Origin of the sequence: Streptococcus oralis (assembly GCF_018448765.2) — a bacterium.
Lineage (GTDB): Bacteria > Bacillota > Bacilli > Lactobacillales > Streptococcaceae > Streptococcus > Streptococcus oralis_BM.
Map to the genome: position 1 here is coordinate 1287436 of NZ_JAHCMC020000001.1, position 13428 is coordinate 1300863.

Sequence of the window (13428 nt, forward strand, 5' to 3'; positions counted from 1 at the left end):
AGAAAAACTTAAAAAAGCATATTTTTTGCTCCTATTTTTAGAAAAAGTTCTCTTTTTTTAAGGAAAATGTAGTATAAAAACCTTTCTGTTAAAGAAAGGTTAAATTTATTACTTTTATTTATAAATCTTTTTACGAGATTTTCAATCGTGTACGTAGTCTGTCTGCTTGAGCTTTGCCGATTATCTTGTCTAAGAGTCGAGTTCGTAGGCTCATCAAACCATAAAGACCTCCCCCAAGTCCCCCGATGAGAGCCACATAAAGGAAACTCCAGAAACGTCCACTTGGCTGGAAGACAAAACCGAGCAGCCACTGCAAGAAGCCAACTAGGATAAACATGACAAGGGTCAAGATGGTAATCAAAATGGTTCGCTTCAAGATTATCTTTCGACGAGCACCCGTTACCTGGCAGATGTCTCGGTACATCAAGACATTTGGAATAATCAAGCCGATAGTCGTTGAAATCAAGGGACCGTAGCTGTGGAAAATAGCAATGGTTGGCAATTGCAAGACGATCTTAGCAATGGAACCATAGACAAAATAAAGAACTGCCTTGCGGTTGCGGAACATGGCCTGAAGCATAGGAGACAAGACCATATACAAGCCTAGGATAGTAGACTGCAAAACTGCAAAGACAAACAAGCCCATGGCCAGACTATCTGGCTTACCGTAAAAGACTGTGTAGAGCGGTTCTCCTACCATAACAACCCCAACCGTTGCTGGTAGCAAGAATAAGAAGAGCATGGTGAGGCTATCTTGGACTAAGCGAGCCGCTGCCCGCAAGTCGCCTTTTACATAGTTTTCCGTCAACAGTGGCAAACCAACACTCCCAATCGAAACCCCTACAGAGATTAAAATCATAGTAATTTTATTAGGATTGGCAGAGAAATAAGAAAACATGACAACCAAGTCTTCATTACTGTAGTTGGTAAACCACTTCATACTATTAATAAAGGTCATCTGGTCTAAGATTTGAAAGAGTTGAATGGCTGATCCTGTCAGGATAAAGGGAATGGCTTCCTTGATGGTATCGACTAAGAGTCGCTTACTATTGATTTTATCCCGTGTTTCAAAGACTCTTTTAAGCAAACCTTCTTGGGCAAGGAAATAAATCAAAACTGCAAAACTTGCTACCATCCCCACAAAGGCCGCAAAGGTCGATTGGGTAACGGCTGATAAGTAGTCACCAGACCCCATCTTCATAATGAAGAAGGTCGCCAACAACATCCAGATAACACGAATTACCTGCTCGGCGATTTGACTCATAGCATAGGGTTTGAGGTTATTCATCCCTTGGAAGAAACCTCGGATGACACTCATAGATGGGAAAATCAAGACCGCCCAAGCCAAGCTCTGCATGATGGGAATCAGATCTTTCCCCACACCTGACAAATCTGCTAACCAGGGAGAAAAGAGATACAAGGCTAAGGCAAAGACTAGACCCAAGCCCGTCATAAAGCTTAGGAAACTCCGAATCAAGGCAAAGCTGTGCTCTTCTTCTCGCATGGTATTGTACTTAGCCACTTGTTTGGCGACCGCAACTGGGATACCCGCCGTCGAAATCAGCAAGAACCAGGCGTAAATATTGTAGCCCATGGTAAAGAGACCATTTGCCTTGGCTGCATAGGTTCCCATCCAGATATACCAGGGAATAATGTAGATAGCCCCAAGGAGGCGACTAATAAAGTTACTAGCTGTTAGCCAAGCAGTCCCTCGCAACATCTGGGCTTGCTGGTGATTGTTTTCGTTAGACATAGCTTCCTCATTCAATTTTGATAACTAGGAAATTTTCCTCATCCTCCATTATAAACTTTTCCTTGTTACTTGTAAAATTCAGACTTTCGGTTTACAATAGAAAGTATGATAAAGATTGAAACCGTATTAGATATATTAAAGAAAGATGATCTCTTCCGCGAGATTATCGGCCAAGGACACTACCACTACAACTACAGTGAAGTTGTTTTTGACAGCATCAGTTACGACAGCCGAAAAGTAAAAGAAGGGACTCTTTTTTTTGCAAAAGGCGCTGCCTTTAAAAAAGAATACCTTCTTTCTGCTATAACTCAGGGCTTAGCCTGGTATGTTGCCGAAAAGGACTACGAAGTCGGTATCCCTGTCATCGTTGTGAACGATATCAAGAAAGCCATGAGTTTGATTGCGATGGAATTTTATGGTAATCCGCAAGAGAAACTAAAAATTCTTGCTTTCACAGGGACAAAAGGAAAGACAACATCTGCTTACTTTGCTTACCACATCCTATCTCAACGCTACCCAACAGCTCTCTTGTCAACTATGAATACAACTCTAGATGGCAAGACCTTCTTTAAATCTTCCTTCTCAACGCCTGAAAATATCGATCTTTTCGACATGATGGCTCAGGCTGTTAAGAATGGAAGAACCCATCTTGTAATGGAAGTCTCTAGCCAAGCCTATCTTGTTCATCGAGTCTATGGCCTGACCTTTGATGTAGGTGTCTTTCTCAATATCACTCCTGACCATATCGGACCGATTGAGCATCCTAGCTTTGAAGATTACTTCTACCACAAACGTCTCTTGATGAAAAATAGCCGAGCAGTTGTCATTAACAGCGACATGGACCACTTTTCTGTACTGAGAGAACAAGTAGAAAATCAAGAACATGACTTCTATGGTAGTCATTCGAGCAACCAAATTAAGAATTCCAAAGCCTTTAGCTTTTCAGCTACTGGTAAACTCGCTGGTGATTATGATATCCAACTCATCGGCCACTTTAACCAAGAAAATGCAGTTGCTGCAGGACTTGCCTGCCTTCGTCTCGGAGCCAGTCTGGAGGACATCAAAAAAGGAATCGCTGCAACTCGCGTTCCTGGACGTATGGAAGTTCTCACCCAAAAAAATGGTGCCAAGGTCTTCATTGACTACGCCCACAATGGTGACAGTCTGAAAAAACTGATTTCTGTTGTTGAAACCCATCAAACTGGAAAGCTTGCTCTAGTTCTCGGTTCGACTGGAAACAAGGGTGAAAGTCGCCGCAAAGACTTTGGCCTCCTCCTCAATCAACATCCTGAGATTCAAGTCTTTCTAACTGCGGATGACCCCAACTATGAAGATCCAATGGCCATTGCAGAGGAAATCAGTAGCTATATCAGTCGTCCTGTTGAAAAAATTGCCGATCGTGAACAAGCCATCAAGGCAGCGATGGCCATCACAAATCAAGAACTTGATGCCGTAATTATTGCAGGTAAGGGAGCCGATTGCTACCAGATCGTCCAAGGAAAGAAAGAAGACTATCCTGGGGATGCGGCCATCGCAGAACGTTATCTATAAAAAAATCAAGGGAATATTTCCCTTGATTTTTTAGTCTTCTTTCTTAAATGAGTTTTTAAGACCTTCAACGGCACCTTCTACAGCACCTTTAGCATCTTCAACTACTTCTTTTGCTTTCGCAACTGTTTTTTCTACAGTACCTTCTGCTTCTGTCTTGCTATCGCCAGTAACTTTACCAAATCCTTCTTTGATAGCACCAGTTGCTTGATCCAATTTATTTTCAAGTGACATAGCTCTGTCTCCTTTGCTTTTAATACGATAAACGTTATCGCTTGCATTCAGTTTATGCTTATTCTTTAGCAAAGTCAAACAATCTGCTCAAAATGAAGCAATTAAGGTAAATAGAAAGTCAACCGCTCCTTGTCGAAATCAACAGCCAACTCATACTTTCCAGCTTCATTTTGCACAATATAGCCTAGGATGACCAAACTATCCACAAAGATATCACGGCGTTTCTGCATCAGTTGGTCTTTTTTGAGGAATTTTAACAAAAAAGTCGTCATATATTTGAGGGCATACTCAGGGTTAACATCTCCTAAAATATCATAGAGTTTCTGCTGATCTTCTGTCAGTGGATACTGGTTCTTAACTTTATAAAAATAATTAGACAAGGTCATTTTTTGCCTTGCAAAGTCCGTATGTTCGATTAAAATGGCTGCATTGGTTTGATTGCGCAATTCCGTCTCAAAAGTCTTCTCCAGCAAGCCTTGATAGACTGGACTGTCCTCTCTGACAAAAATCTCTTGATCAAGGGCTAAATCATCCGTAGATTCTAAAAAAGGGAGATTGAGCGAATAACGTTTATTTTCCCTTAGAATCAAGCCTGCCTTTATATACTCTTCCATAAGCTTATCAACTGATACATCTGGAAACTGGGCCTTGATTTCTCGTAGAATCACATCGTCATGCTGGTCCAGATAGTCAACCAAATCTATAAAAAATGGTTGTCGAGTCAAACGAGAAGGATTAAAAATCTGAATCATGAAGGTTCCTTTCTTTACATTTTAAAAGAGGGGATGCCGCTAACTGACTAGGATTGGTCCCTGGCTGGTTCAGAGGCACAGCTATTCCTAGTTCTCTATAGTATTCATTCCAGAAATCACTAATCTCCTGCTCCCCGTCCCCAAATTGCATCGGAATAGTCTCAAAAATAGGCAGGATTTCTGCGATATACTGGGAGCAATAAAAGCCATTCCCATCCGGATAAAAAGAGGCATTATAGGGTGCGCCTAAATGTTTGCTAGCTCTCTCCTTCACCAAGTCAGCTTCCAGCTCTGGATAGACATAAAGGTCGTAAAGATGAGTCGGTTCAAAAAATTCAGCCGGTTCTTGACAGATAACACCAACCTCACCAGTTGCATGATAAACAAAACCGTCCAAAAAGATAGCCACGTGACTGTAGTTACCTGTAGAAGCCTGGATAGCCTGCCCCATTTCTGTATCTTCTCTCACAAAAATCAAATCGCCATTTTCTAACATCTTTCTCTCCTAGAAAAAAAGGAGCCGAAACCCCTTTAGCTATATGGAAAACACTGTTTTCTATTTTGAAATAATACCCAAAATTTTAATCATTAAAGCTTTCAGTCAACTGAGGCACCACTTGTTTCTTACGTGAAACAGCACCTGGAAGGAAGGCATGGTTATTTTCAAGTTTAAAGTTGAAGGCTGCTTCGACCTTGTCCATGTTTGATCCAAGAGCCAAAATTTCTGAGTTTGAGTTAACGATATCTGTAATCATCAAGACAAAGTCAGAGTAGCCGTTTGCTGCATTAGCCGCTTGCATTGCCGCTTCGATTTCAGCTTGGCGTTCCAAGACTTCAGCAATATCAACTGTATTCACTTGGGCAACACGAACCTTATTTCCGTTGAGTTCAAAAGTCTTAGCATCGATATCAATCAATTCTTCAGCAGATTTACTAGCCAAGTTTGTACCAGCCTTGAGCATAGCAAGACCGTACTCTTCCAAGTTGACACCAGCTAATTCAGCCAATTCAGGAGCAATGACTTTGTCAGATGGGTGTGTTGTTGGTGATTTCAAAAGAAGGGTATCTGAAATCAAACCTGAAAGCATCAAACCTGCGATTTCTTTAGGAACTGCTACACCATGCTCTTTGAACATGCGGTAAACGATAGATGAAGCTGATCCAACTGGTTCCAAACGCATGTAAAGTGGGCTTGCAGTTTCAAAGTTAGCCACACGGTGGTGGTCCACAACACCGTAAACTTCTACTTCAGCGATGTCTGACACTGATTGTTGGAATTCATTGTGGTCAGTCAAGATGACTTGCTCCACACCTTCTGCTTTAGCAGATGTGATGACGCGTGGTGCTTCTACACCAAAATAGTTCAAAACAAAGGCTGTTTCTTCATTAGGAGTTCCAAGTGCTACTGCTTCTGTGTCCAATCCATACGCCTCTTTTGCAAGATAAGCAAAGGCTACAGATGACCCGATGGCATCTGAGTCTGGATTTTGGTGACCAAATACTAGAATCTTAGACATGATAATACCTCTTTAAATTTATTCATCTTATTTTAGCACTTTTTTCCACTTTTGACAAAAGTAAGAGGAGCCAAAAGACTCCTCGTTAGACATCAATATGGTTGACTAGATTTTTCTCTTGATTTTCGGATAAAAATCGCTCTTTCTGTGGACGTTTCTTGCGTTTGAGGAGAGCTTCGGCAGACATAGCTTCTTCCTTACTGGCAAAACCCTCTACATAGATGAGTTTGACTGGCAAGCGAGCTCGGGTATACTTGGCCCCCTTACCACTATTATGAACGGCAAGGCGCCTCTTCACATCCGTTGTATAGCCCGTATAGTAAGACCCGTCGCGGCACTCCACCACATACATATAGGCCTTATGATCCATAGTAAATCTCTTGAATTTCTGGTGTATAGGAACCATCATCATTGTGAACGATGAGCGGTGGCAAGACCTTAAAGCCACTGGTCGATCCATCCTTGATAGCTTCGATTAAGAGCATATTGGCCTCCTTCTCACGTTTAGGATAGACAAATTGCAGGCGCTTGGGTGCCAAATTATGGCGTTGAAGCATATCTAGGATATCCAAGAGCCGATCAGGACGATGGACCATGGCCAAACGGCCATTAGACTTGAGAATGCTCTGAGCACTACGGCAAATTTCTTTCAGGTTAGTCGTAATTTCGTGTCTGGCCAAAAGGTAGTGTTCACTCTCGTTGAGATTAGAATGCGGATCCACCTTAAAATAAGGAGGATTGCACAAAATCATATCCACCTTACTTCCCTGAATGTGGGCTGGCATATTTTTCAAATCATCACAGATGACCTGCATCTGCTCTTCCAAGCCATTCAACTGAACCGAACGCTCAGCCATATCCGCCAAACGCTCCTGAATTTCTACAGATATTATCTGCGCCTGAGTACGTGAACTAGCAAAAAGTCCCACTGCACCATTGCCAGCACAAAAGTCCACAATTAAACCCCGTTTAGGGAAGCGAGGAAAGCGTGATAAGAGAACACTATCCACTGAATAGCTAAACACCTCTCTATTTTGAATGATCTTAATATCTGTCGAAAAGAGCTGGTTGATGCGCTCTCCTGGTTTTAATAATTGTTTTTCTTTCATACTTTCATTACAATAAATTATGTTAATATTACAAATGATTTAGATAATTGTATTTATGGTTTCTTCTTTAAATGCTCTAGTGCCTCGCGCGTCCAAACAGGCATCATTCGTCCAAGTGGTGCAAAACCGTGCTTGATACGATCATTTGAAAAACGTCTCCGTCTTGGCAATTGATGTTTTTCTTCCTCCAAAGTACGGATAGAAAGACTAGCTTTTCCAGTGTATTCGTCAAAATCCACCACCTGTACTTGAACTTCATCACCAATTTTTAAAATATCATAGATATTCTCAATAAATCCCGTCCGGATTTCTGAGATGTGAATCAGCCCTGTCACCCCTGTCTCTAACTCGACAAAGGCACCATAGGGCTGAATTCCTGTAATACGCCCGTTTAGCTTATCACCTATTTTCATCCTAGTCCTCAATTTCAATCGTTTCAATTACTACATCTTCAACTGGTTTATCCATCGCTCCAGTCTCAACAGATGCAATGGTATCTAAGACAGCAAAAGATTCAGCATCTACCAATTGCCCAAAAACAGTATGGCGACGGTCAAGGTGAGGAGTTCCACCTTGTTCTGCATAAATCTCAGCGATTGGTTCAGGCCAGCCACCACGCGCAATCTCTTTCTTAGAGTATGGCAAATGTTGGTTCTGCACGATAAAGAACTGGCTACCATTGGTATTTGGACCCGCATTGGCCATAGAAAGGGCACCGCGGATATTGTAGAGCTCTTCTGAAAATTCATCTTCAAAAGAGTCGCCGTAGATTGACTCTCCTCCCATACCAGTACCAGTTGGGTCTCCACCTTGGATCATAAAGTCCTTGATAATTCGGTGGAAAATCACACCATCATAGTAACCGTCTTTTGACAGAGCAACAAAGTTAGCCACTGTTTTAGGAGCCTGCTCAGGGAAGAGCTTGATACGCAAGTCTCCGTGATTTGTCTTAATGGTCGCAAGAGGACCTTCTACTGTTTCAATTTCTACTTGTGGGAAATGCAATTCTTTTTCTACCATACCAAATCCTTCTAAGGCATCAAAAATGCCATCTTCTTCTACTGTTTTTGTAATATAATCTGCTTTTTCTTTGATTTTATCATGGGAAACACCCATAGCAATACTGATTCCAGCATAATCAAAGAGTTCCATGTCATTGAGACCATCCCCAAAGACCATAATATTCTCTGGTTTCAAGCCTAAATGCTCCACCACCTTAGCTACACCAGTTGCTTTCGATCCTGAAATCGGCACGATATCAGATGAATGTTCATGCCAACGCACCATGCGAAGTTTACCAGAGAGACTATCTGGTAACCGCAAGTCATCCCCTTTATCTTCAAAGGTCCACATCTGGTAAATGTCCGCTTTTTCATGAAAATCTGGATCCACATCCAAGTTTGGATAAATAGGATTAATAGCCTCACTGATCAGTTCTGTTCGCGTAGAGAGTTTGGCGTCATGACTACCAACCAAGCCATATTCAATTCCCTCTCGCTTAGTCCAAGAGATATACTCATCAACATCTGACTTGTCAATCTGATGCTGATAAATGACCTGACCTTTTTTATCTTCTATATAGGCCCCATTTAGGGTTACAAAAAAGTCAGGTTTGAGCTCACGAATCTCTGGAACGACACCAAAAATGCCACGACCAGAGGCAATTCCTGTTAAAATTCCTTTTTCACGTAACTGTTTAAAGACAGTGGGAATTGTAGCTGGAATAAAACCTGTCTTTGACGTACGCAAGGTATCATCAATATCAAAAAAGACGATTTTAATCTTCTTTGCCTTGTATTTTAATTTCGCATCCATCTCTCTACCTCTTTTTTCCATTACTCTTTCCATTATACCATAAAGCTGATGAAATTCCTTTTTTGAAAAAAGATGAAAATCCTATCAAAAAGAGAGCCAGTAAAACTAGCCCTCTCTTTTCATCCTAGAACAACTCTAGAGCAATCATAGTAATCATCGTTGCATCATAGTAGTTGTCCAAAGGTAAATCTTGTGTGAAAATGTATTTATTTTGCTGAAGAAGTTTCAGATAGCCTTCTCCCTTGTCAGATGCATAGGTAATCGGAGCCAAGAAACTACCTGCCTGGTATTGATTGAGGGCCATTCCGTTCAAGTCATAACCAGCATAAATGCGTTGCTCTTTCATAAAGAAATCCATCATCTTTTGAACGAGTTTTTGACTTCTTTCATCCTGGCTCTGTGACAGGTGATAAGGCAAACGACAAGCATTATAAGAATACGCTCCATCATATTGAGATTCGATTGTGTTGGCATCAACAAGACGCGCCCCTGACTTCTCAGCCCAGATAAAGTCTGGCAAAAGTCCTGTATCAGAATGAGAACTGATTTGCTCCAGTTGTCCAAGCATCTTATCCTTAACATCTAACCATTTTTTATCTCCAGTTAGATTATAAAATACTTGGAAATAATGAGGTAGTGTATCAGATGTTCTCATCAAATAGTAAAAATCCGTATTTTTTTTTGCCCAATTTCCTACCTTTAAAACACCGGTCTCCTCGTTATAATTAAAGCGAAGAATATCAATCAAAATACTTTTGGCTTGATCTTCATATTCCTGTGCTTTATCTGGCCACTGCTTGGCAGCTTCAATCAAAGAATAAGCGATGTAGAGATCACCATCGGTTGCGTTTTGCTTCTCAACCGTTTCGCTACCATTTGTAATCACTTGCTTCCAAGACATCAACTGCGTTCCCTCAATACGATGATTTTGATAATAGCGATAAAGGCTATCAAAATCTGCTTGACTTGCTTGCCCTTTTGGGGCTGCTAAAACCGTTATGAGCATGCCGTAACTTTGGGCCTCTGATAGAACCGTCGTTTCCTCAGAATCATTCGTCGTACGAACATAAGACTGATCGCCTTTTGTAACGAGAAACTGTTGGCTCCATTGGCTGTAAATGCGATTGCGCATCTCGATTTTACTCCTTCCCCTTGCCAAAAACAAGGTTAAACAAAAGATAGAAAGGATGAACACAAACCATACATATTTTAATTTATTCGTTTTCATAGAACCTCCTATCCTGCGAACCGCTTGGTTTTAACCCACTTGGTTTCTTTTCGGTGAAGTACCTTATCCAGCACGATTGAAGAAATGGAATCAATGGATACAACGATAAACATCTGTGCATAAGAGAAATAGGCTGCCAAGGCTAACCAGATTTGTTTAGTTGTCGCTTGTCCAAATTGACTGGCCAATGCAATCATAATCTGCATCAAATAGAGACCAATCATGAGTATCCAGTTGAAGAGCATGAGCTGGGCGATGTAGATATTGTCCGCATCAAAAGCAAATGGAACCCTGACATCTGGGAAGAAAAGATTAAGGCAGATCGCTAGCACATTCGCTAGGAAAATCAAATCCGAGAGGACAATGGCAAAGTTAAACCAAAAGAAGACACAGGAATAGTTAAAGACTTCTAGTTTGACACGCCAGTTTGCTATGCCAAATAAATGCTTAAAGTTTGAGAGAACAACTTCATAATTTCCTTTTGCCCAACGTTTACGCTGCATATAGTAACTCTTTAAGGTCTCAGGTTCTTGTTGGAAAGCCTCTGAATTATAGGCAAGGGCGATCAATTTACCACTCTGCATGATTTTGAAGGAAATATCGGTATCCTCAGTCAAGGCACCATTTTTCCAACCACCGATACTCTTTACAAAGTCGGTTTGAATGATAAAGTTGGTTCCTGGGATACGACCAATTTTAAAGAGATGCCACATCCCAACATGGTGCACCCGCTGGGTAACAACGATTTCTTGGTTGATACAACGAGTCAAAAAATTTTGATTGGTATTTCGAGTCTTGTTGCGACCGAAAGATGCCACGTGGCGTTCTGGGTCCTTTATCACTTCTTTGATAAGGAAATAAAGGGCATTTTTTTCAGGCATGGCATCTGCATCATAAACACAGATATATTCACCTGTTGCCATCTCCAAAGCATCGTTTAGAACGCCCGCTTTTCCTCCCGTACCAGTACGGTCGATAATAGTCAGATTTCTTCCTGCATATTCAGGCAGAGCTTGTACAGACAAACACTCTGAATAGGTGTTGTCCGAACAGTTATCCGCAAATAGAAGCAACTCCACACGATCGTGAGGGTAATTCATATCCAAGATAGCTTTTGCCGTCTGGGCAATAACCACATCCTCATTATGAGCAGGAACAACAATGGTAACCTTCGGATAATAAGGCAGTAGCGAGATATCCACACGAAAATCACTATGTTTAAACCAAAAGTGAACAGCTGAAAAGAGAATTACCAAGCCCCAAGCTAGAGAAATCCAAATAGTAAGCAGGGTAAAAATCATTAACATTTGACTAATCATGATTCTCCGCCTTAAAATTTTTGTTCACTCGATGGTAAAGAATATTGTACGCAATAAATAATATGATAAAACAAATGCCAAAGGCGAGACTGAGTCCCAAAGCAATGCCAAAAAATATATTGGTTAGAGTCATGTTTCCCTCCTAATATTCTACAATTACATCTGTCTCTAATTGACGTTTGAGATGACTGGCAACATCCGCGTAGTCTTGGTATTTCCCTCTATTATCAGAGTTAATCACCAAATAGCCTGTTTGGAACTGAATTCCTTGATTGCCATCTTCTCCATGAAAAACTAAACTGCTTAGTTTCTCCTGCAAACCATTCCAATAAAGTTCCTTCAAAGAATGTTGGCTACTACTCGATAGAACGAGAAAATTACCTTCTGAAACATAATAGAGCTTATCATTGTAACTCAATTCCTGAGCAATGACCTCTTGAATGCGACTGAGCATCTGGTTATACTCTTTCGGTTTTATCTGGAAGAACAACTCTTCATGTGCCCAATGAATCAATAGAGATTGAACCGTCACATCACTTTGTTCAGTGACCATAGCTTGGTAATCTGCTCGAGCTTCGTCTTCCTGTTCTTGGACCTTTGAAGCTACCTTGAAGAAATAATAACGAACTTTAAGTAGAATCCCAATCAAAAGAGGAAAACTGATTAATAAGAAGACCAGTTGAACGATTGGAATATAAACCACACCCGCAACCAAAACGATAAGTCCAAAACCAAATGTTAAGATAAGGGTCCAAGTAAGCAAAAGGTCAGATAATACCAACACTGCAAACAAGGCTAAGGCTAAAAACAAGATTTGTTCTAAAATGATTGCTCGGGCATACAAAAAACAAAGCACCAAAAGAATGACCTCACAAACAAGCAAAGCCATAAGCCAGTTTTTAAATTGACTCCAATTTTTCATTTTATCTTATTCCCCTCTTTGAATTCAGATACAGAAGTCGCTGCCCCAAAGTACTGTTGAATGGATTGTACGATTCGTTCAGAGGCTCTTCCATCTCCATAAGGATTTGGTGCCTGAGACATTTGTCTATAAAGAGTTTCATCTGTTAAGAGTGCTGCCATCGCTTGCTTCACACATACTGGATCCGTACCAACTAACTTCAAAGTACCTGCTCTTACTCCTTCTGGACGTTCCGTCGTGTCACGAAGGACAAGGACAGGTTTGCCGAGAGAAGGCGCCTCTTCCTGAACACCTCCAGAGTCAGTCATGATAAAATAGCTTCTTGAAGCCAAATTATGAAAATCAAGTACATCTAAAGGCTCAATCAAGTGAATACGATCGTGACCAGCTAAGATATCTTTTGCTGCTTCTTGCACGGCAGGGCTAAGGTGAACAGGATAAACAACCTCAATTTCCTGATGAAGATTGACCATCTCACGTAAAGCTGTAAAGACATTTCTCATTGGTTGACCTTGATTCTCACGACGGTGCATGGTCACCAATACAAGTTTCTTATCTGGATCCAATTGATCTAGAACTTCATGATAGTAATCCGATTGAACGGTTAGTTTCAAGGCATCTATGGCTGTATTTCCCGTAATGACAATGGCAGACTCAGGATGATTTTCCTTGAGGAGATTTTCCTTACTCTCACTAGTTGGAGCAAAATAAAGATCCGCAAGGTTATCTGTCATCTGACGATTCATTTCCTCTGGGAAAGGAGAATACTTATCAAAGGTCCTCAGACCAGCTTCAACGTGGCCGATACGTACCTGATTATAGAAAGCAACTAAACTTGCTGCAAAAGTTGTCGTTGTATCTCCATGAACAAGAATCATATCTGGACGTTCTTGCTTAACAATTGGATCAAACTTTTCTAAAATTTTTCCAGTAATATCTAAAAGGGATTGATTTTGCCCCATAATATCCAAGTCATAATGCGGCTTGATGCTAAACGTTTCAAGAACTTGATCTAGCATTTGACGGTGCTGAGCTGTCACAACTGTAATCGTCTCAATACTATCACTATGTTTTTGTAATTCTAACACTAAAGGGGCCATTTTAATAGCTTCTGGTCGTGTTCCAAAAACAACCATCACTTTCAATTTCTTCATTATGGTATCCTTCTACTATAATAAAATTTGACACATCAGATTAATCTTTATATCGAATTATTGCGCAAATCAATTAA

The 13428-nt window shown here is 40.8% G+C and carries 14 protein-coding genes; 1 reads left to right on the forward strand and 13 read right to left on the reverse strand.

Going from position 1 to position 13428, the window contains the following annotated elements:
- Window positions 1–130 precede the first annotated feature (130 nt).
- Window positions 131–1753, reverse strand: coding sequence for a putative polysaccharide biosynthesis protein (locus tag KIH88_RS06325; protein ID WP_213988110.1), 1623 nt, complete (start codon window positions 1751–1753; stop codon window positions 131–133).
- Between the two features lie 105 nt (window positions 1754–1858).
- Between KIH88_RS06325 and KIH88_RS06330 the strand changes: the two genes are divergently transcribed.
- Complete coding sequence (locus KIH88_RS06330; RefSeq protein WP_213988111.1) at window positions 1859–3304, forward strand: UDP-N-acetylmuramoyl-L-alanyl-D-glutamate--L-lysine ligase; 1446 nt, start codon at window positions 1859–1861, stop codon at window positions 3302–3304.
- A gap of 30 nt (window positions 3305–3334) precedes the next feature.
- On the opposite strand, the gene KIH88_RS06335 is transcribed toward KIH88_RS06330, so the two are convergent.
- The 12 genes from KIH88_RS06335 to wecB all read right to left on the reverse strand — a co-directional run bounded on the left by KIH88_RS06335 (window position 3335) and on the right by wecB (window position 13351).
- On the reverse strand, window positions 3335–3535 hold the full coding sequence (locus KIH88_RS06335; RefSeq protein WP_000051179.1) for a CsbD family protein: 201 nt from the start codon (window positions 3533–3535) through the stop codon (window positions 3335–3337).
- A 101-nt stretch (window positions 3536–3636) separates the two neighbouring features.
- Window positions 3637–4287 carry a DUF1803 domain-containing protein gene (locus KIH88_RS06340; RefSeq protein WP_213988112.1) on the reverse strand — a complete coding sequence of 217 codons (651 nt, stop codon included), beginning with the start codon at window positions 4285–4287 and terminating at the stop codon, window positions 3637–3639.
- Window positions 4271–4783, reverse strand: coding sequence for a YiiX/YebB-like N1pC/P60 family cysteine hydrolase (locus KIH88_RS06345; protein WP_125840746.1), 513 nt, complete (start codon window positions 4781–4783; stop codon window positions 4271–4273). Before KIH88_RS06345 ends, KIH88_RS06340 begins: the two co-directional genes overlap by 17 nt.
- Before the next feature lie 85 nt (window positions 4784–4868).
- Window positions 4869–5804, reverse strand: a complete 936-nt coding sequence (locus tag KIH88_RS06350; protein ID WP_125840747.1) for a manganese-dependent inorganic pyrophosphatase — start codon at window positions 5802–5804, stop codon at window positions 4869–4871.
- Window positions 5805–5889: 85 nt separating this feature from the next.
- Window positions 5890–6174, reverse strand: coding sequence for a GIY-YIG nuclease family protein (locus KIH88_RS06355; RefSeq protein WP_000349631.1), 285 nt, complete (start codon window positions 6172–6174; stop codon window positions 5890–5892).
- Window positions 6164–6913: a tRNA1(Val) (adenine(37)-N6)-methyltransferase gene (locus KIH88_RS06360; protein ID WP_213988113.1), complete on the reverse strand. Its 750-nt coding sequence runs from the start codon at window positions 6911–6913 to the stop codon at window positions 6164–6166. The genes KIH88_RS06355 and KIH88_RS06360 overlap by 11 nt, the downstream gene beginning before the upstream one ends.
- Window positions 6914–6966: 53 nt before the next feature.
- Window positions 6967–7326, reverse strand: a complete 360-nt coding sequence (locus KIH88_RS06365; RefSeq protein WP_000689615.1) for a S1 RNA-binding domain-containing protein — start codon at window positions 7324–7326, stop codon at window positions 6967–6969.
- 1 nt (window position 7327) lies between these two features.
- The gene (locus tag KIH88_RS06370) at window positions 7328–8728 is read right to left on the reverse strand and encodes a bifunctional Cof-type HAD-IIB family hydrolase/peptidylprolyl isomerase (protein WP_213988114.1); all 1401 of its coding nucleotides are present in this window, start codon (window positions 8726–8728) and stop codon (window positions 7328–7330) included.
- A gap of 124 nt (window positions 8729–8852) precedes the next feature.
- Window positions 8853–9956: a glycosyl hydrolase family 8 gene (locus KIH88_RS06375; protein ID WP_213988115.1), complete on the reverse strand. Its 1104-nt coding sequence runs from the start codon at window positions 9954–9956 to the stop codon at window positions 8853–8855.
- Window positions 9957–9964: 8 nt separating this feature from the next.
- Window positions 9965–11275, reverse strand: a complete 1311-nt coding sequence (locus KIH88_RS06380; protein WP_213988116.1) for a glycosyltransferase family 2 protein — start codon at window positions 11273–11275, stop codon at window positions 9965–9967.
- A 142-nt stretch (window positions 11276–11417) separates the two neighbouring features.
- Entirely contained in the window at window positions 11418–12197 is a 780-nt protein-coding gene (locus tag KIH88_RS06385; RefSeq protein ID WP_213988117.1) for a hypothetical protein, read from the reverse strand.
- Complete coding sequence (wecB, locus tag KIH88_RS06390; RefSeq protein ID WP_213988118.1) at window positions 12194–13351, reverse strand: non-hydrolyzing UDP-N-acetylglucosamine 2-epimerase; 1158 nt, start codon at window positions 13349–13351, stop codon at window positions 12194–12196. Before wecB ends, KIH88_RS06385 begins: the two co-directional genes overlap by 4 nt.
- Between the last annotated feature and the right edge of the window lie 77 nt (window positions 13352–13428).

Coding starts and splice junctions, on each gene's coding strand:
- KIH88_RS06365 (WP_000689615.1), bottom strand. CDS start 7,326: ATGAAAATAGGTGATAAGCTAAACGGGCGTATTACAGGAATTCAGCCC.
- KIH88_RS06360 (WP_213988113.1), bottom strand. CDS start 6,913: ATGAAAGAAAAACAATTATTAAAACCAGGAGAGCGCATCAACCAGCTC.
- KIH88_RS06325 (WP_213988110.1), bottom strand. CDS start 1,753: ATGTCTAACGAAAACAATCACCAGCAAGCCCAGATGTTGCGAGGGACT.
- KIH88_RS06370 (WP_213988114.1), bottom strand. CDS start 8,728: ATGGATGCGAAATTAAAATACAAGGCAAAGAAGATTAAAATCGTCTTT.
- KIH88_RS06335 (WP_000051179.1), bottom strand. CDS start 3,535: ATGTCACTTGAAAATAAATTGGATCAAGCAACTGGTGCTATCAAAGAA.
- KIH88_RS06345 (WP_125840746.1), bottom strand. CDS start 4,783: ATGTTAGAAAATGGCGATTTGATTTTTGTGAGAGAAGATACAGAAATG.
- KIH88_RS06355 (WP_000349631.1), bottom strand. CDS start 6,174: ATGGATCATAAGGCCTATATGTATGTGGTGGAGTGCCGCGACGGGTCT.
- KIH88_RS06350 (WP_125840747.1), bottom strand. CDS start 5,804: ATGTCTAAGATTCTAGTATTTGGTCACCAAAATCCAGACTCAGATGCC.
- KIH88_RS06375 (WP_213988115.1), bottom strand. CDS start 9,956: ATGAAAACGAATAAATTAAAATATGTATGGTTTGTGTTCATCCTTTCT.
- KIH88_RS06380 (WP_213988116.1), bottom strand. CDS start 11,275: ATGATTAGTCAAATGTTAATGATTTTTACCCTGCTTACTATTTGGATT.
- KIH88_RS06340 (WP_213988112.1), bottom strand. CDS start 4,287: ATGATTCAGATTTTTAATCCTTCTCGTTTGACTCGACAACCATTTTTT.
- KIH88_RS06330 (WP_213988111.1), top strand. CDS start 1,859: ATGATAAAGATTGAAACCGTATTAGATATATTAAAGAAAGATGATCTC.
- wecB (WP_213988118.1), bottom strand. CDS start 13,351: ATGAAGAAATTGAAAGTGATGGTTGTTTTTGGAACACGACCAGAAGCT.
- KIH88_RS06385 (WP_213988117.1), bottom strand. CDS start 12,197: ATGAAAAATTGGAGTCAATTTAAAAACTGGCTTATGGCTTTGCTTGTT.